This window comes from Bradyrhizobium sp. B025, from assembly GCF_042257955.1.
Classification (GTDB): Bacteria; Pseudomonadota; Alphaproteobacteria; order Rhizobiales; family Xanthobacteraceae; genus Bradyrhizobium; species Bradyrhizobium diazoefficiens.
This window is the reverse complement of the sequence record NZ_CP170150.1, coordinates 456107-474185: the sequence shown is the minus strand read 5'-3', so window position 1 is coordinate 474185 and position 18079 is coordinate 456107. Positions and strand designations below refer to the sequence as shown.

Annotated in this window: 18 protein-coding genes; 2 read left to right on the top strand and 16 right to left on the bottom strand. The window is 64.9% G+C overall.

The genetic code is table 11. The annotated features are described in order from the left end of the window. Positions 1 to 224: 224 nt before the first annotated feature. The 14 genes from phoB to ACE10W_RS02060 form a co-directional block, all read right to left on the bottom strand. A complete protein-coding gene (gene phoB / locus ACE10W_RS02125; protein WP_008143479.1) occupies positions 225 to 932 on the bottom strand; it encodes a phosphate regulon transcriptional regulator PhoB in 708 nt (235 codons plus the stop codon). Positions 933 to 954: 22 nt separating this feature from the next. Further along, the gene (gene phoU, locus ACE10W_RS02120) at positions 955 to 1671 is read right to left on the bottom strand and encodes a phosphate signaling complex protein PhoU (protein WP_011083915.1); all 717 of its coding nucleotides are present in this window, start codon (positions 1669 to 1671) and stop codon (positions 955 to 957) included. 11 nt (positions 1672 to 1682) lie between these two features. Continuing rightward, the gene (pstB, locus tag ACE10W_RS02115; protein ID WP_011083914.1) at positions 1683 to 2504 is read right to left on the bottom strand and encodes a phosphate ABC transporter ATP-binding protein PstB; all 822 of its coding nucleotides are present in this window, start codon (positions 2502 to 2504) and stop codon (positions 1683 to 1685) included. Beyond that, complete coding sequence (pstA, locus tag ACE10W_RS02110; protein ID WP_011083913.1) at positions 2501 to 3346, bottom strand: phosphate ABC transporter permease PstA; 846 nt, start codon at positions 3344 to 3346, stop codon at positions 2501 to 2503. Before pstA ends, pstB begins: the two co-directional genes overlap by 4 nt. A gap of 4 nt (positions 3347 to 3350) precedes the next feature. Continuing rightward, on the bottom strand, positions 3351 to 4340 hold the full coding sequence (gene pstC, locus ACE10W_RS02105) for a phosphate ABC transporter permease subunit PstC (RefSeq protein ID WP_028172738.1): 990 nt from the start codon (positions 4338 to 4340) through the stop codon (positions 3351 to 3353). Between the two features lie 129 nt (positions 4341 to 4469). Continuing rightward, the gene (pstS, locus tag ACE10W_RS02100; protein WP_028172737.1) at positions 4470 to 5483 is read right to left on the bottom strand and encodes a phosphate ABC transporter substrate-binding protein PstS; all 1014 of its coding nucleotides are present in this window, start codon (positions 5481 to 5483) and stop codon (positions 4470 to 4472) included. Positions 5484 to 5627: 144 nt separating this feature from the next. Beyond that, positions 5628 to 6926, bottom strand: coding sequence for an ATP-binding protein (locus tag ACE10W_RS02095; RefSeq protein ID WP_011083910.1), 1299 nt, complete (start codon positions 6924 to 6926; stop codon positions 5628 to 5630). Between the two features lie 73 nt (positions 6927 to 6999). After that, positions 7000 to 8055, bottom strand: a complete 1056-nt coding sequence (locus ACE10W_RS02090) for a lysylphosphatidylglycerol synthase domain-containing protein (protein ID WP_011083909.1) — start codon at positions 8053 to 8055, stop codon at positions 7000 to 7002. Between the two features lie 422 nt (positions 8056 to 8477). Continuing rightward, a complete protein-coding gene (locus ACE10W_RS02085; protein WP_304550404.1) occupies positions 8478 to 8909 on the bottom strand; it encodes a GNAT family N-acetyltransferase in 432 nt (143 codons plus the stop codon). 17 nt (positions 8910 to 8926) lie between these two features. Next, positions 8927 to 9154 (bottom strand): SelT/SelW/SelH family protein, encoded by a 228-nt coding sequence (locus ACE10W_RS02080; protein WP_304550402.1) that lies wholly within the window; start codon positions 9152 to 9154, stop codon positions 8927 to 8929. Between the two features lie 10 nt (positions 9155 to 9164). After that, positions 9165 to 10097, bottom strand: coding sequence for a haloalkane dehalogenase (locus ACE10W_RS02075; RefSeq protein ID WP_304550400.1), 933 nt, complete (start codon positions 10095 to 10097; stop codon positions 9165 to 9167). Next, positions 10094 to 10684: a TetR/AcrR family transcriptional regulator gene (locus ACE10W_RS02070; protein ID WP_028172732.1), complete on the bottom strand. Its 591-nt coding sequence runs from the start codon at positions 10682 to 10684 to the stop codon at positions 10094 to 10096. Before ACE10W_RS02070 ends, ACE10W_RS02075 begins: the two co-directional genes overlap by 4 nt. 202 nt (positions 10685 to 10886) lie before the next feature. Further along, positions 10887 to 11183, bottom strand: coding sequence for a hypothetical protein (locus tag ACE10W_RS02065; protein WP_028172731.1), 297 nt, complete (start codon positions 11181 to 11183; stop codon positions 10887 to 10889). A 2-nt stretch (positions 11184 to 11185) separates the two neighbouring features. Then, positions 11186 to 12580, bottom strand: a complete 1395-nt coding sequence (locus ACE10W_RS02060) for an OmpA family protein (RefSeq protein ID WP_304550396.1) — start codon at positions 12578 to 12580, stop codon at positions 11186 to 11188. A 165-nt stretch (positions 12581 to 12745) separates the two neighbouring features. Here ACE10W_RS02060 and ACE10W_RS02055 point away from each other — a divergent pair, with 165 nt between their 5' ends. Further along, positions 12746 to 13804 carry a polysaccharide deacetylase family protein gene (locus tag ACE10W_RS02055; RefSeq protein ID WP_161533010.1) on the top strand — a complete coding sequence of 353 codons (1059 nt, stop codon included), beginning with the start codon at positions 12746 to 12748 and terminating at the stop codon, positions 13802 to 13804. 122 nt (positions 13805 to 13926) lie between these two features. Continuing rightward, positions 13927 to 14727, top strand: coding sequence for an SDR family NAD(P)-dependent oxidoreductase (locus tag ACE10W_RS02050; protein WP_304550393.1), 801 nt, complete (start codon positions 13927 to 13929; stop codon positions 14725 to 14727). Positions 14728 to 14840: 113 nt separating this feature from the next. Here the strand turns inward: ACE10W_RS02050 and boxB are convergent, their stop codons facing one another. Then, on the bottom strand, positions 14841 to 16292 hold the full coding sequence (boxB, locus tag ACE10W_RS02045) for a benzoyl-CoA 2,3-epoxidase subunit BoxB (RefSeq protein ID WP_011083901.1): 1452 nt from the start codon (positions 16290 to 16292) through the stop codon (positions 14841 to 14843). Positions 16293 to 16306: 14 nt separating this feature from the next. Further along, positions 16307 to 17995 carry a 2,3-epoxybenzoyl-CoA dihydrolase gene (gene boxC, locus ACE10W_RS02040; protein ID WP_304550391.1) on the bottom strand — a complete coding sequence of 563 codons (1689 nt, stop codon included), beginning with the start codon at positions 17993 to 17995 and terminating at the stop codon, positions 16307 to 16309. Positions 17996 to 18079 lie beyond the last annotated feature (84 nt).

Here is an 18079-nt window from a genome sequence, read left to right as displayed (position 1 = left end):
CGTTGACGGCCCAACAAACTCGATGTCGTCCCGGACAAGCGCGCCTGAAGCGCGCGCAGATCCGGGACCCATAACGACCGCAAGATGTGGCTACGGGGACTCGGAGTTACCTTCTTCGCGCGACAACCACGCCCTGTGATTATGGGTCCCGGATCTGCGCTTACGCTTGTCCGGGACGACACTGAGAGTGTGGCTGTAGCCCGCTAAACCAACGCCTGCAAACCTTACGTCTGCTCCGCCTTCGCAAAGCGATCATCCAGCGCGTAGCCGGCTCCGCGGACGGTGCGGATGGGATCCTGCTCGCGGCCGAGATTGAGCAGCTTGCGCAGGCGGCCGATGTGGACGTCGACGGTGCGCTCGTCGATGTAGATGTCGCGGCCCCAGACGCTGTCGAGCAGCTGCTCGCGCGAGAACACGCGGCCGGGATGCTCCAGGAAGAACTCCAAGAGGCGATATTCGGTCGGGCCGAGGTCGATCGGCCGGCCCGAGCGCGCGACGCGGCGCTTGTCGCGATCGAGCTCGATGTCGCCATAGGCCAGCACCGTGGCGAGCCGCTCCGGGCTTGCGCGCCGCAGGAGGCCCTTCACGCGCGCCAGGAGCTCCGGCACCGAGAACGGCTTGACGATGTAGTCGTCAGCGCCGGTCGCAAGACCCCGCACCCGCTCGCTCTCCTCGCCGCGCGCGGTGAGCATGATGATCGGGAGCTGCTTGGTCTCGGGCCGGGTCCGCAGCCGGCGGCACAGCTCGATGCCTGACAGTCCCGGCAGCATCCAGTCGAGTACGATCAGATCGGGGATGTGTTCCTTGAGGCGGGTGTCGGCGTCGTCGCCGCGCATCACCGTCTCCACATCATAGCCGTCGCCTTCGAGGTTGTAGCGGAGAAGCTCGGTGAGAGCTTCCTCGTCCTCAACCACCATAATGCGTGCGCCCATGGTGTCGTCGCTCCTTAAGTCTTCAGGTATTCGGGACCGTCGTGGCGAAGGTCGTCATGTCGCCCTTCGGCCGCTTGTCGGTGATCGCCTGGCCCTCGATCATGTAGAACACGGTCTCGGCGATGTTGGTGGCGTGGTCGCCGATCCGCTCGATGTTCTTGGCGCAGAACATCAGATGGATGCAGAACGAGATGTTGCGCGGATCCTCCATCATGTAGGTGAGGAGCTCGCGGAACAGCGAGGTGCAGATGGCGTCGACTTCCTCGTCGCCCTTCCACACCGCCATCGCCGCCGGCAGATCATGCGCGGCATAGGCGTCCAGCACCGACTTGACCTGCTGCTGCACGAGGTCGGTCATGTGCTCGAGGCCGCGGAACAGCTTGAGCGGATGGAAATCCGTCTCCAGCGCCGCGACGCGCTTGCCCATGTTCTTGGCGAGGTCGCCGATGCGCTCGAGATCGGTCGCAACGCGCATGGCGCCGACGATCTCGCGCAGATCGACCGCCATCGGCTGGCGGCGGGCGATGGTGAGCACGGCGCGCTCCTCGATGCGCTTCTGCAGCGCGTCGAGCTCGGTGTCGGTGGCGACGACGCGCTGGCCGAGCGCGACGTCTCGGCGGATCAGCGCGTCGACGGAATCGACGATCATGCGCTCGGCGATCCCGCCCATCTCGGCGACGAGCCGGGTGAGCTCCTGGAGGTCGGTGTCGAAGGCCTTTGCGGTATGTTCAGAACCCATGTCCCGTCTCCTCAGCCGAACCGGCCGGTGATGTAATCCTGCGTGCGCCGGTCGCTCGGCGACGTGAAGATCTTGCTGGTGTCGTCGAACTCGATCAGCTCGCCGAGATACATGAACGCGGTCTTGTCGGAGACGCGCGCCGCCTGCTGCATGTTGTGGGTGACGATCGCGATCGTGTAGTTCTCGGACAATTCCTGGATCAGCTCCTCGACCTTGGCGGTCGAGATCGGGTCGAGCGCCGAGCAGGGCTCGTCGAACAGGATCACCTCGGGCCGCACCGCGACGGTGCGGGCGATGCAGAGGCGCTGCTGCTGGCCGCCGGAGAGCGACAGGCCGGAGGCGTTGAGCTTGTCCTTGACCTCGTTCCACAGCGCGCCGCCGCGCAGCGCCTTCTCGACGCGGTCGTCCATCTCGGACTTCGAGATCTTCTCGTAGAGGCGGATGCCGAAGGCGATGTTCTCGTAGATCGTCATCGGGAACGGCGTCGGCTTCTGGAACACCATGCCGACGCGGGCGCGCAGCAGGTTGAGGTCGAGCTTGCCGTCGAGGATGTTGGTCTGGTCGAGCATGAGCTGGCCGGTGGCGCGCTGCCCCGGATAGAGGTCGTACATCCGGTTGAAGATGCGCAGCAGGGTCGACTTGCCGCAGCCGGACGGGCCGATGAACGCGGTGACGCGGTTGGTGCCGAGCGTCAGGTTGATGTTCTTCAGCGCGTGGTGCTCGCCGTAATAGAAGTTGAGGTTGCGCACCGTCACCTTGGCCGGCGCTTCCGGCAGCAGCGGCGCCTGGGGCAGCCCACCGGCCGCGCTCATCGATACGGAAAGCTCACTCATTTTGCGGTCCTCTCGGCGCCAAGGATGCGCGCGCCAATATTCAGGGCAAGCACGGTAATCGTGATCAGCAGCGCGCCGCTCCAGGCGAGCTGCTTCCAATAGGCGTAGGGGCTCTGGACGAAGTTGTTGATGGTGACCGGCAGGTTCGCCATCGTCTTGTTCAGGCCAAGGCTGAAGAACTGGTTCGACAGCGCGGTGAAGAGCAGCGGCGCGGTCTCGCCGGCGACGCGGGCGGTGGCTAGCAACACGCCGGTGATGAGGCCGGAGCGGGCGGCACGATAGGCGATCCGCTTGATCACCAGCGAGCGCGGCAGGCCGAGCGCGGACGCCGCCTCGCGCAGCGCGTTCGGCACCAGCAGCAGCATGTCCTCGGTCGTGCGCAGCACCACCGGGATGACGATGACGGCGAGCGCGAGGCTGCCTGCGATCGCCGAGAAGCCGCGCATCGGCACCACCACCGCGCCGTAGATGAACAGACCGATGATGATCGAGGGCGCCGAGAGCAGGATGTCGTTGATGAAGCGGATCACCGAGGTCAGGCGGTCGTTGCGGCCGTACTCCGCGAGATAGGTGCCGGCGAACAGGCCGAGCGGCGCGCCAATGCCGACGCCGAGCACGGTCATGATGATCGAACCGACGATGGCGTTGCGCAGGCCGCCTTCGGTCGAGCCCGGCGGCGGCGTGTCTGCCACGAAAATCTCGAGGTTCAGACCGGCGATGCCGTTGTAAAGCAGCGTGATCAGGATCAGCGCAAGCCAGGTGACGCCGAAGGCGGCGGCGGCGATGCAGAGTCCGCGAACGACGATGTCCTTGCGGCGGCGGCGTGAATAGATCGGGTTCATGGCGTTAGTTCCCCGCCTTCTTTTCCAGCCGCATCAGCATCAGCCGTGCCGCAGCGAGCACGAAGAACGTCAGCACGAACAGCAGAAGGCCGAGCAGGATCAGGCCGGACTGGTGCAAGCCGTCGCTCTCGGCGAACTCGGATGCGATCGCCGCCGAGATCGTGGTGCCCGGCGCGAAGATCGAGGAGGAGATGCGGAACGAGTTGCCGATGATGAACGTCACCGCCATGGTCTCGCCGAGCGCGCGACCCAGCGCCAGCATGACGCCGCCAATGACGCCGACGCGGGTGTAGGGGATCACCACGCTGCGCACGACTTCCCAGGTGGTGCAGCCGACGCCGTAGGCGGCCTCCTTCAGCACCGGCGGCACCGTCTTGAACACATCGACCGAGATCGAGGTGATGAAGGGCAGCACCATGATGGCGAGGATCAGCGCGGCGTTGAACAGGCTGAGATAGGACGGGGGCCCCGCGAAGATCGCGCCCAGGACAGGGACGCCGTCGAAGATCTTGATCATGAAGGGCTGGAAGGTGTTGGCCAGGAACGGGCCCAGCACGAAGAAGCCCCACATGCCGTAGATGATCGAGGGAATGCCGGCGAGCAGCTCGATCGCCATGCCGATCGGGCGGCGCAGCCATTGCGGACAGAGCTCGGTGAGGAAGATCGCAATGCCGAGGCCAACGGGAATGGCAATCAGCATCGCGATGAAGGAAGTGACGAGCGTGCCGTACATCGGCCCGAGCGCGCCGAGCACGGGCGGATCCGCCGACGGCGCCCAGCGCTGCGTCCACAGGAAGGAGAAGCCGTATTCCTTGATCGCCGGGAAAGCGCCGACGATCAGCGAAACGATGATGCCGCCAAGGATCAGCAGCACCGAGATCGCGGAGAGCCGCGTGATCCAGTAGAAGGTGACGTCGCCGAGCTTGAACGCGCTCAAGGCCTTGGCGCGATCGTACGGTCCGGCGTCGTCGATTACATCGCTCTGAACGGCCATCTCTGCCACGCCGATCCCCTGTACCCGTTATATACGCTTGTTGTTGGTCTTGCGCTCCGGATGCGGCACGAGGCCGATCCGGAGCGGAGGTCTTTTGAGATCCCGGCACCCAGGCCGGGACAGCCGCGCTTAGCTCTTGATCTCGGCAGCCCAGGTCTTCTCGATCAGGGTCACGACGCCCTCGGGCATCGGGATGTAGTCGAGCTCCTCAGCCGCCTTGCCGCCGTTCTTGAAGGCCCAGCGGAAGAACTTGATGGCTTCCTGCGAGGCCGCCTTGTCGGTGGCATCCTTGTGCATGAGGATGAAGGTCGCCGCCGTGATCGGCCAGGACTTCTCGCCGGGCTGGTCGGTCAGGATGACGTAGTAGCCGGGCGCCTTGGCCCAGTCGGCGTTCGAGGCGGCCGCCTGGAAGGCCTCGACGGTCGGCTGCACCGGCTTGCCGGCCTTGTTGACGAGACCGGTGTAGGTCAGCTTGTTCTGCTTGGCATAGGCGTACTCGACGTAACCGATCGAGTTCTTGGTCTGGCCGATGTTGCCGGACACGCCCTCGTTGCCCTTGGCGCCGACGCCGACCGGCCACTCGACGGCCGTGCCCTCGCCGACCTTGCTCTTCCAGTCCGCGCTGGCCTTGGAGAGGTAGTTGGTGAAGTTGAAGGTGGTGCCCGAACCGTCGGAGCGGCGGACGACGGTGATCGCCTCCGAGGGCAGCTTCAGGCTCGGATTGAGCTTCTTGATCGCGGCATCGTCCCACTTGGTGATCTTGCCGAGATAGATGCTGGCGAGCGTCTCGCCGTCGAACACCATCTCGCCCGGCTTCACGCCCTCGATGTTGACGACCGGAACGATGGCACCCATCACCATCGGCCACTGGACGAGGCCGTCCTTCTCGAGCTGCTCGGCCTTGAGCGGCGCGTCGCTGGCGCCGAAGGTCACGGTCTTGGCCTGGATCTGCTTGATGCCGCCGCCGGAGCCGATCGACTGGTAGTTCAGACCGTTGCCGGTCTCTTTCTTGTAGGCGTCGGCCCACTTGGAATAGATCGGGAACGGGAACGTCGCGCCGGCGCCGGTGATATCGGCAGCAAAGGCCGCCGTCGTCGATGCGGCGACCAAGCCGGCAGCGACGATCGTTTTGAGGAAATTCATGCTGGTCTCCATACAGGGGAGCGAAGCGCCATCCGCGCCCGATCGCGCTCCCCGTGCCGCCCCTTTAGGAGCGGTCGGCTGTGCTTTTACGAAGGTTTCGTGACAGTCGGATGACAGCCCCAAGCGATTGAAATCGCTTGAATTTCAGACTGTCACCGGGGGCCTGATCTGGGGAAAACAGGCGGTGAAAGTGGCGCCCTGTTTGGGCACGCTTTCGATCAAAAGCCGGCCGCGATGCCGGTTAAGAATATGTTTCACCAGCGATAATCCGAGCCCGGTCCCGCCCTGCAAGCGGCTGTCGCCGACATCGACCCGGTAGAACCGCTCGGTCAGCCGCGGCAGGTGCTCGGGCGCGATGCCGGGGCCGAAATCCCGGACCATGACCCGGATTTCCTGAGTTCCATCAGTGGCGGCGCCTGAGGTTAGTGACACGATGACGCGTCCGCCCGAGGCGCCGTATTTGAGCGCGTTCTCGATCAGGTTCTCGAACAGGCGGAGCAGCTCCTCGCGGTCGCCCGCGATCATCACCGGCGGCTCCGGCAGATGGATCTCGACCTCGACCTGGCGCTCGCGCGCCAGCGGCTCGAGCCCGTCGGCGACCTGGCGGATGATCGGCAGCAGGTCGACCAGGGTGTCGGGGCGCACATGGGCCGACAGCTCGACCCGCGACAGCGAAAGCAGATCGTCGATCAGGCGCGCCATGCGGGTGGCCTGGTTGTGCATGATGCCGAGGAAGCGCTCGCGCGCCTTGGGGTCGTCCTTGGCCTGGCCCTGGAGCGTGTCGATGAAGCCCGACAGCGCGGCGAGCGGCGTGCGCAGCTCGTGGCTGGCATTGGCGACGAAGTCGGCGCGCATCTCCTCGACCCGGCGCAGCGGCGTCTGGTCGTGGAAGGTCATCAGCATGCATTTGTCGGCGCCGCCGAAGGTGGTCGGCACCGGCACCGGCGTGATGATCAGCTCCATCCAGCGATCGACCGGGACATGGTCGAGATAGGTCGCGCGCCGCGGCTCGGTGGTCGCGATCGACTCGCGCAGCGCGGTGATGATCTCCGGCGAGCGCAGCGCGAACTGGGCGAGCTCGTTCCTGCGCAGCGCCGGGGCAAGCTGGGCGGCAGCCGCATTGAGATGGATGACGCGGCCGGCGCGGTCGAGCAGCACCGCCGGATCCGGCATGCCGGCGACGACCGCGGCCACTGCGGCGCTCTCGACCGGGTTGATGCGCCTGACATCGTCGCGCGAGGCGGCGGTGTCGTGCAGCCGCCAGGGGATCAGCGCCGCAGCGGCGATGCAGAGGAACACGGCAACGGCGTGCAACACCGACAATTCGCCGAGCGAGACCACGACCGACAGCGCCAGCGCCGCGGCGATCAGGATGATCGTCGAGTGCCGCAGCCGGTCGGACCAGGGCTGCGCGGTGGGAGAAGATGGGGCGTCAATCGCCATCGGGGCGGGCTTCTCCTAGGGGCTTGTCCTAACGGCTTCGTCCTAAAGGCTTTGTCCTAAAGGCTTGGCGCCGTCAGGCGGTGCCGTCGCTGCGCTCTCTCACATAGGCGGCTTCACGCGCCGGGCCGGGGTCGAGCTTGAGCGCCGCCTGCTGCAAACGCTTCGATCGGGCGCCGATTATAACTTCGCGAAACGTCAGCAAGATTACAGATATGACGAAGGGGGACAGATAATAGAGGACGCGGAACAGGAGCATGCCGCCCAGGAGTTCCTCCCGGTCCATCTGCCAGAGGCCGACCAGCATGGCGGCGTCGAACACGCCGAGGCCGCCGGGCGAGTGGCTGGCAAAGCCGAGCAGGGTGGCCGAGACGAAGATCACGGCAACCACGACGAATCCGAGATTGGGCTCGTCCGGGACCAGCACGTACATCGCGAGCGCGCAGAATCCGAGATCGATGATGCCGATCGCGATCTGGAGCAGCGTCAGCGGTCCGCCCGGCAGCACCACGGTCCAGGGCCCGCGGCCGACCACCCGCGGCTGGGTCCAAACCCAGACCACATAGCCGACCAGTCCCACGATGATCATCAGCGCCAGCGTCCGGTTCAGCCAGGGCGGAAGCTGGTCGATCGAGGCCGCCGCCTCCGGATGGTAGGAGATGCCGAGGCCCAGCACGGCGGCATTGCCGAGCCAGAAGGTCAGGCCGGCGAGGAAGCAAATCTTTGCGACATCGATCGCGTTCAGCCCATAGGCCGAATAGATGCGGTAGCGTACCGCGCCGCCGGTGAAGACGCTGGCGCCGACATTGTGGCCGATCGAATAGCTGGTGAAGGCGGCGAGCGCATTGATGCGGTAAGGCACATGGGCGTGGCCGATCGCACGCACGGCGAACAGGTCGTAGAAGGTCAGGGTGAAATAGCCCGCGGCCACGAACAGCGCCGCCATCGCAATCTGGCTCGGCTCGGTGCTCTTGATCGCCTCGATCACCTCGTTGAAGTCGATGCCGCGCAGCATGTGGTAGAGCACATAGCAAGCGATGCCGATGACCGCGACGCTGATCACAACTCCAAGCTTATGCAGGACTTGCTTCTGGCGCAGAAACGTCATCGCCCTGCGTATGGCTTCCAGCATCTAGACCTCGAACAACGCTTCAGCGGCCAGGACGGCCGGCGAACAGGCAAACGACGCACAGGCACTCAACGAACCCTCGCCGCCGGCTCCGGCATCGCGCATGCCCCCTAACCCTCCACTAGCGCGTTTTGGGGCGGAGTGGAATTCGCCAATTCGAACAAAATCACGTGCCTTCAATATTTTAGGCAGGGTTGCGGGCTCTGGATGCACGGTTTGGCGCTTTCGGCGGCAAGGCTGACGCGAATCTCCATGGCAATCCTGCGCAGACGCCATGAAGTTTTGATGATTTCGGCCGCGCAATGTTCCGTCACGTTTTAAGCCGACGTCAATCTATGGGCCGCGCCCGGCTGTTGAAAGAGGGGCGACGGGGTCGTTCTGGACGGATTTTCCGATGCACCAAACAGGTGCGGCGCAACAGTAGCTTAAGGGGCGGTCAGATAGCCGCGCCGATAGGCACTGGCCTGGTCGTCGAAAATCGCCATGGCCGTCGTCATCCGGCGGAAGCCGAGACGCTCATAAAAGCCCTCTTTGCCAGGCACCGCATAGAGGATGATTTTGCGATGTCCGCGGCATCGCGCCAGCAGCCGCTCGATGATCTCGCGGCCGAGGCCTTGCCCCTGACAGTCCGGGCGCACCGCGACATCACAGAGGTAGGCGCAGTCGCGGCCGTCCGCCAGCGCTCGGCCGGCACCAACCAGCCGGCCTTGGTCGTAAGCGAAGGCACAGAACATGCTGTTGCCGAACACGAGCGCGAGATCGGCTGGTGTCTTGTTGCCGAGCGGTGCGGTGCGGTAGAGCGCGGAAAGCTCGTTCCAGTCGATTGCCGCCGGATCTTCGTTCCAGACGACCGGCATCTGCGTGCCTCCCCGGATCAATGCCGCGCCGCGGTGACGGCTGCGACGATTTCGTCGGTGCCGGGAAAATGGCCCTTGCTGCGGCTGGCCACAATCCTGTCGCCGAGCTTGACCTGAAAGATGCCGCCCTTGCCGGCCACGAGATCCGCCTCCAGCGCCAGTTGCCGGCGCAGCGCTGCGGCGGCTTCCTTCGCACGCTTCTCGTAGCCGCAGGGACGGCAATAGACGATCGTCACATCCGACATCTCATCCTCCTCACGCGGCGAGCTGCGGACGCACCGCTTCGATGCCGGCGATCCAGCCGGCCACCGATCGGCCGATTGCGTCAGCGTGGTCCTCCTGCAGATAGTGCAATCCCGCGTCGAGCCGGATCAACGCGCAACGCGTCAGCGAGGCCGCAAACCGCTCGGCAAATTCCGGCGAGACGAGCGCGCCCGGTTCGCCCGTGAACAGCAGTTTCGGATAGGAAGATGCGGCCAGCGCCGCATGGGCGGATTGGAGCGCCTCATAGACATCGGCAGGCTCGCCTGCGATCGGCAGCTCGCGGGGAAACGCAAGAACGGGGCGACGACTCTCAGGCGTCGGGAACGGCGTGCGATAGGGCGCCATCTCTTCGTCGCTGAGCTTGCGGACGATTCCGCCGGGCAGAACGCGCTCGACGAACGCATTCGCCTCGAGGATCATGGCCTCACCCTCGCCCGGCGTCCTGAACTTGCGAAAGGCCGCCCTCGCCGCCTCGGCATGATCTTGCTCCTCCGCGACCTCGGTATGGTGGAAATCCTGCCAGGTCGGCATCGGGCGGATGAATTCCATGAAGGCTAATCCGCGTACGAAGTCCGGCCGGCGCGCGGCGAGATGAAATGCGAGCGCCGTGCCCCAGTCCTGCGCGACGAGATAGGCCGATGTGACGCCGCGCTGTTCAATGAACGCATCGAGATAGCGGACATGGTCGAAGAAGCGGTAGGCGATGTCAGGCTTACCGGATTGGCTGAAGCCGATGAGATCGGGCGCAATGCAATGCGCGACCGGTGACACCAACGGCAGGATGTTGCGCCAGATGTGCGACGAGGTCGGGTTGCCGTGCAGGAACAGCACGACCGGCGCATCCTGCGCACCCGTCTCGCGGTAAGCCATGCTGCTTCCCAGCACGGGCGCTCTGCGAATCTCGATCTCGATTGGCTTGCTCATGTCAGCTCCTTGAACACGGTCTGAAATGCGATGGTCTTGAAACGTTCGAGCGCTTTCGGATTGCGATCGACCTTCATGCGCAGGATCGCGCCCTGCCAGGACGCGAGCAGGAAGTCGGCAAGCTCCCCGGGCTCGAAATCGGATGCGATCTCGCCGCGCGCCTGAGCCTCGGCGATGCAGGCCGCGAACGGCACGCGCCATTCGGCAAAAATCTCGGTCAGGCGCGTACGCAGCATTTCGCTGCTGCCGGTCGCCTCCAGGCTGAGATCGCCGATCAGACACCCACGACCATAACCGTCGGCCTCGAGCCGGCCGGTGATGATGTCGAGATAGCGCTTGAGGCGCGCGCGCGGCGTCAGCGTCGTGTCCTCAAGCGCTTCTGCGACCAGCCCCCTGGTGACGTCGAAGTAGCGGTCGAGCACCTCCGAAGCGAACGCTTCCTTGGAGCGGAAATGGTTGGTGAAGGACCCCTGCGGCGCGCCCGCCGCAGCGGTGACGTCGCGCACGCTGGTGCCGTGATAGCCGGTCCGGAACATGACCTTGAGGCCGGCGTCGAGGATGGCGTCTTTGAGCGAGGGCTTTGGCATGAGCAGAATAATACGTACGTACGTATTAGTGTCAAGCGTAGCTTCATCGCTCGGCGATTTCACACTCCGATCAGGCTGTTATCGCAATGTTGGATCTGGAACTGATGGGATGAGCCTCGCCTACCGCGCCGATGGCGGTACGTTCCCTCCCCCCTTACGGGGAAGGGAACGAGAGAGCGATGGCCTCACGCGAACCAAGGACTCAAGCCGCCGGCTGGCTCCGCGAGACCACCCGGTCGCGCAACCAGGCGCCGATGGTGCAGCCGACCAGGTAGCAGGCGAACATGATGAGGCCGAGGTCGAGCCAGTAGCCGAAGCGGCCGGGGACCACATGCGCGAGCGAGGCCGCGACCAGCGCTACGGCGAGCGCGGCGAGCCAGCGCGCGGTGACCTTCGAGGTGCCGTTGCCGCGCTGGACCACCGAGATCCAGCCCATGCAAAAGCCCAGCACCAGCGATCCGATCAGCCAGCCCAGATGGAACGAAACGAGATAGGGCATCGTCACCTCACCAGAAATTCGATGCGGCGGTTCTGCGCCTTGCCGTCGTCGGTGTCGTTGCCGGCGACGGGCTGCGTGCTGCCGTAGCCGATCGCGGTGAAGCGGCTGGCGGGCAGGCCGGCCTTGACCAGATAGTCGATCACCGCCTGCGCGCGCTTCTCCGAGAGTGCCTGGTTGAACGCGTCCTCACCGTCGGCATCGGTGTGCCCGGCGACGTCGATATTGGTGGTGGGGCAGCGCAGCGCCGTCTCGATCAGATGGTCGAGAATTCCCGCAGAGTCGGGATCGATGTCGGCGCGCTTGGTGGTGAAGCGGATCTTGCCCTTATTCAGGAGCTCGGAGAACAATTGCTGGCAGACGGTGCCGTCGACCGGGCCCGCCGCGGGCTTCACCGTGATTTCCGGCTTGTACTGCCAGTTTTTCGGGAAGTCCTTGCCAAGGCCCGCGCGGATATCGTTGCCGGCGCCTTCATAGAGCGCATCGCCCGACAGCTTCACCTCGCGATCGGACACCACGAGCGTGCCGGTCGACAGCCGCGACAGCGCCCCGAGCGCTGCGACCACGGCGGGGTTGAAGGCGCCGGGGGCACCGAGGCTGGCCTTGAGATTGTCGACGACCTTCTCGTTGAAGAATTTTCGCGAGGCGCTGGTTGCGATCGCCGCGTGGACATTGTTGTCGGGAACATAGCCGGTCAGCGTCACGGTCGCGGCAACCGGATCCTTGTAGGCCTGGAAGATATAGGGCGGCGCCTTGATGTCGTTGGCGGCGATCGAGAACCCTTCCGGCAAGTTCTTCAGCGCAGCCGCGATCGCCTCGCGTCCGCCGAGATCGCGCGCCATGCCCGACAGGTTGATCTTGGTGTCGGAGATCGTGATCTTGCCGTCCTTGAGCTTGCCGATCTGGTCGAGCAGCAGCATCGCGGCGGCCTCGAAGCGCGGCGGCGCGCCACGTGCCAGCCCCATCTGATCGGCGACCTCGACGCCGCCGACCTCCTTGCGTGCCGCCTCCGTCAGGCGGGCCTTGATCGACGGCAAGGGCGCGGAGCCCGACAGCGTCACCCGCACCACGTCACGCTCGGCGTTCCAGACGAAGGGTTTTGCCTCGGCAACGAGGCGGGTACGGTCGTCGACCAGGCGCACGCCCGGGACAATCTCCACCGCCATTACCGCGTCCCGGCGCCCTTCCTCGGAAAAGGCGTCCGCGGCCAGGCTGACATCGCGGCCGTCCACCGCGATCCGGGTCTTGTCCAGAACGGTCTCCTTGAGCGCCGCCGAGCTGCGGGCGGACAGGTCCGCCTCGACCGGTAAGGTGTTATTCCAGGCCGCAAATCCCCACATGACGGCCAGGGGGATCAGCCCTGGCCACCATTTGCTGGCCCACCTGAAAAGCTTCTGCATTCGACGACCCGAACTCTGGAACCGGAGACAAAACAAACCCTTGGCAGGCTGTCAAACCGGAAATGGCGGCCCTCGCAAGGCCTTTGCGTGGACAATTGGAATAACTTTTTCTTCAAGGGTTCTTCCGTAAGTTGAGGACGGAATGCCAGAGTCCGCCAGCGGGTCATGAAACAACTTCGTAACAACGTCATCCGCGCCGGGCTGGGAGCACTCTATTTCAGCGGGGCGCACCACCTGTTGCGCCCGCTTTTGTCGGGCGTCGGCGCCATTTTCATGCTTCACCACGTGCGGCCGGCTCGCGAGGCCACGTTCCAGCCGAACCGACATCTCGAAGTCACTCCGGATTTCCTGCGCGCGACGCTGAGCCATCTGCGCTCGCGCGACATCGACATCGTCAGCATGGACGATCTGCATGAGCGACTGGTGCAGGGCAGGTTCACCCGCCGCTTCGCCGCCTTCACCCTCGACGACGGCTATCGCGATAATCTGGACTATGCGCTGCCGGTGCTGCGCGAATTTGACGCGCCTTTGGCGGTCTACGTCGCCAGCGATTTCGCCGAGGGCACGGGGCGGCTGTGGTGGACCGCGCTGGAAGCCGTGATCGCCAGGGCCGAGCAGATCGAGGTGCAGATCGGCAATTCCGCGCTGCGGCTCGACGCGACGACGCCTGCCGCGAAACAGGCGGCGTTCGACCGCCTGCATGACTGGCTGCGCGCGCTGCCGGGCGAGCACGATCTCGCGCGCGAGATCGCAGCGCTCTGCGCCAGGCACGGCGTCGACATGGAAGCGCTGTGCCACACCCTCTGCCTGTCCTGGGACGGGGTGAAGCAGCTGGCCGCAGACCCGCTGGTCACGATCGGCGCGCACTCCATCAGCCATTGCAATCTCGCCAGGCAGAGCGAGGAGATCGCCGCGCAGGAGATGGCGGTGAGCCGCACGCGGATCGAGCGGGTGCTGGAGCGTCCCGTGCTGCACTTCGCCTATCCCTATGGCGACCGCGAGGCGGCCGGGATGCGCGAATTTGCGCTGGCCGCATCGGCCGGCTTCAAGACCGCGGTGACGACGCGGCCCGGCATGCTGTTCGCCGAGAACGCCGGCCACATGACCGCGCTGCCGCGCATCTCGCTCAACGGCAACTACCAGGACACGCGGATCCTGCCGGTGCTGACCTCGGGCGCCGCGACCGCGATGTGGAACGGCTTTCGCCGGATTGCGGCGGCTTAAGTTTCTGTCGTCCACCGCTGTCACCCCAATCTCTGCCGTCATCCTGGCGAAGGCCAGGACGACGACAAGATTGACTCCCTCCCCCTCCCCGCCCAAAACGAGCGCCACCAAAGGGAGGTACCATGTTCAACGATCTGTTCTCGCTCAAAGGCCGCATCGCACTCGTGACCGGCGGCTCGCGCGGCATCGGCAAGATGATCGCGTCGGGCTTCCTCGCGCAAGGCGCGGCAAAGGTCTACATCACCGCGCGCAAGGCCGGCCCGTGCGAGGCGACGGCGAAAGAGCTCTCGGCTCTCTATGACGGCGAGTGCATCGCGCTGCCGATCGACATCTCGACCGTCGAAGGCTGCGACAAGCTCGCCGGCGAAATCATCAAGCTGGAGCCGAAGCTCGACATCCTCGTCAACAATGCCGGCGCCGCCTGGGGCGATGAGTTCGACGAATTCCCGGAAAGCGGCTGGGACAAGGTGATGGACCTGAACGTCAAGTCGCTGTTCTTCCTGACCAAGGCGCTGGCGAAGCCGCTGCGCGCGGCGGCAAGCGCGGAACATCCGGCCAAGGTCATCAACATCGCCTCGGTCGACGGCATCTTCGTCAATCCGAGCGAGACCTATTCCTACGCCGCCAGCAAGGCCGCCGTGATCCATCTGACCCGGCGCATGGCGACGAAACTCATCAAGGACAACATCAACGTCACCGCGATCGCGCCGGGCGCGTTCAAGTCCGACATGAACCGGGCCGCGCGCGACCACGCGGACGACGTCGCCAAGCGCATTCCGGCGCGGCGCATCGGAACCGACGAGGACATGGCAGGGGTCGCGATCTATCTCGCCTCGCGTGCGGGCGATTACGTGGTCGGCAACACCATCGCCGTCGACGGCGGCGTGGTCTACGCCAATGCCGGGCTGGAGATCGCGGGGTAGCTGAACCAGGGGGACTAAGAGAGCGAGTGCGCAGGACGCCCTCACCTCATATTTGGTGTCGTCCCGGACAAGCGAGCGCAGATCCGGGACGACAGTTGAGCATGAGGCCGCGCCTACGACTCGATCTTCACGTACTCGAAATCGCCGGGCTTGTTGTCGATGCCGACTTTCGGCGGCGAGATCCAGGAGGCGAACTTGCCGGTTTCGGTGACGGGCTGCATCAGCGAGGTGATGAAGTCGCCGTCGGCTGTCGAAGGCAGCCACTCGTCCTTGCGCTTCGCCCAGGTCGCATCGTCGATCAAAATGCCATCGGGCGTCGCATGGACGTCCTTGAACTCGCCGATGTGGCGGTGGAAGGCGACGTTGGGCAAGGTCAGCTTGAAGTCGTAGCCCGCGGTCGAGATCACCTTGTTCCAGCGCAGCATGCCCTTGACGCAATCCTGGCTGTAATCGTCGCGCAGGCGCATGTTGAGCGCGGTCAGCGCCGGCTCGTCGACCAGCTTGATCTCGCCGTTGATGAACTTCAGCACCGGATAGGTGGCGTTCTTGAGCTGGTGATCGTCCTCGATCTGGGTCTCGTGATAGCGGCCCTTGATGCCGGCATTGAAGGCGTTGGCCGCGTTGGTCGAGACCTCCGAGCCGAACAGGTCGAGCGACAGCGTGTAGTGCAGGTTCAGCTTCTTCTGGATGGTCGGAAGATCAATGACGCCGAGCGCGCGGACTTTTGCGATATCGGTGGGATCGGTGATGCCGGCTTCGCGCATCGCATCGCAGGTGCGCTGCACGACGCGGGTAATGCCGGTCTCGCCGACGAACATGTGGTGCGCTTCTTCGGTCAGCATGAAGCGGCAGGTGCGCGACAAGGGATCGAAGCCCGACTGCGCGAGGCTGTGCAGCTGCATCTTGCCGTCGCGGTCGGTGAAGTAGGTGAACATGAAGAACGACAGCCAGTCCGGCGTCGCCTCGTTGAAGGCACCGAGCATGCGCGGCGCGTCCGCATCGCCGGAGCGGCGGCGGAGCAGATCGTCGGCCTCCTCGCGGCCATCGCGGCCGAAATATTTCTGCAGCAGATACACCATCGCCCAGAGGTGACGGCCCTCTTCCACGTTGACCTGGAACAGGTTGCGCATGTCGTAGAGCGAGGGCGCGGTCTTGCCGAGATGGCGCTGCTGCTCGACCGAGGCGGGCTCGGTGTCGCCCTGGATCACGATCAGGCGGCGCAGCATGGCACGATGCTCGCCCGGCACTTCCTGCCAGGCCGGCTCGCCAAAATGCTCGCCGAACGGAACGACGCGATTTTCTTCCTGCGGCGCAAGCAGGATGCCCCAGCGATATTCGGGCATGCGGACATAGTCGAACTTGGCCCAGCCGCGCGGATCGACGGAGTAGGCGGTGCGCAAATAAACCAGCGACTCCTGGAAGCCTTCCGGCCCCATGTCGCTCCACCAGTCCATGTAGCCGGGATGCCAGCCTTCGAGTGCCTTCAGCACCTGGCGGTCTTCGGCGAGGTTGACGTTGTTCGGAATCTTGGTCGAGTAGTCGACGTTCATGATGTTCATGTTCATGGCCGTGCTTCTCCCTAAACTCTTGTCATATCGAATTTCGGCTTCTGGCCGCTGCCGTAACGGCGGAGCGCGCCCTCCTCGCCGACCGCGTTCGGGCGCTGGAAGATCCAGTTCTGCCAGGCAGTGAGGCGCGCGAAGATCTTTGATTCCATCGTCTCCGGGCCGACGAAGCGGAGGCTCGCTTCCATGCCGGTGAGGCTGTCGGGCGAGAAGCTGGCGCGCTCCTCCAGAAACACGCGGACCTCGTCGTCCCAGTCGATGTCGTCGAGCGCGAAGGTGACGAGGCCGAGCTCCTCGGCCTCTTCGGCGTCCAGGCTCGTGCCGATGGTGGCTTCGGCGCGTTCTAGATCGGCCGGGTCGGCCTGGAAGCGAGACTGAAGCCGCGTCAAACCATGGCTCATCGGATACGGGCCAAAATTCATCGCCGACAGCTCGATCGCGGGCGGCGGGCGGTTGTCGCCCTGGCGGGTGCCGATCAGCATGTAGGAACGGTCGGCGGCGAAGACGAGCTCGGCGAGCGTGCCGGCAAAGCAGGAGCCGGGCTCGACCAGCGTCACCAGCGTGCGCGAGGTGACGTCGATACGCTTGAGCACGCGCTTCCAGTAATGCCTGATCTCGTTGACCAGCCAGTGCGCCTTGTTGGCTTCAAGGAAGGCATCGGATGCGAGCACATGGGCGCGGTCGCCATGGCTCTTGAACACCAGCATGGCGATCTCGAGCTCGTTGATGCGCAGATGCAGGATGGCATCGTCGAGCTCGCGCGCGACCTGGAGCGGCCAGAATGCAGCGCCCTGCGCCATCATGCCGTCGATGTCGGCCGGCGGCGCCGCCTCCGGCGCCTTAATCGAGATGGTGGCGATGCGGGCGGCACGATCGACGTCGACGGTGACGAAGCCGTAGCGCAGGCTGGTCTCGTCGATGATGCGCCTGAGCGGCGTCAGCGCAATGCCCTTGCCGCTGCCGCTGCGCCTGGAGGCCGCGGAAAATTCCTTGACGCGCTCGGCGATCTTGCCTTCCAGCTTCGAGTTCGGCGCGATCTCGTCGACGAGACGCCACTGCACGGCGCGCTTGCCTTTCACGCCTTCCTCGATGGTGCAGAAGAAGTCGGCATGGTCGCGGCGCACCTTGCGCTTGTCGACGACGCGGGTGAGGCCGCCGGTGCCCGGCAGCACCGCGAGCAGCGGCACTTCGGGCAGCGCCACCGAAGAGGCACCGTCGTCGGCGAGGATGATGTGGTCGGTCGCGAGCGCAAGCTCATAGCCGCCGCCCGCGGCCGAGCCGTTCACCACGGTGATGAAGCGCTGGCCGGAATTCTCGGACGAATCCTCCATGCCGTTGCGGGTCTCGTTGGTGAACTTGCAGAAATTGACCTTGTGGGCGTGGGTCGAGCCCGCGAGCATGCGGATGTTGGCGCCGGCGCAGAACACCCGGTTCTTGGCCGAGCGCATCACCACGACCTTCACCTCCGGATGCTCGAAGCGCAGCCGCTGGATCGCATCGGCAAGCTCGATGTCGACGCCGAGGTCGTAGGAATTGAGCTTGAGCAGATAGCCCTCGAACAGGCCGCCGTTCTCGTCGACGTCCATGGTCAGGGTCGCGACGTCGCCGTCGACCGCGAGCTTCCAGTGCTTGTAGCGGGACGGTTCGGTCTGGAAATCGATGAATGTCGCGCCGCCTGCGAGGCGCCGATCTTCCCCGGCCATGGGCCACCCTTGAGTTCGTCTTGGTTTTACCGTTAGATGCACAATAGTGCATATTTCAGAGCGCGTCTAGTCCTTAACAGCCAA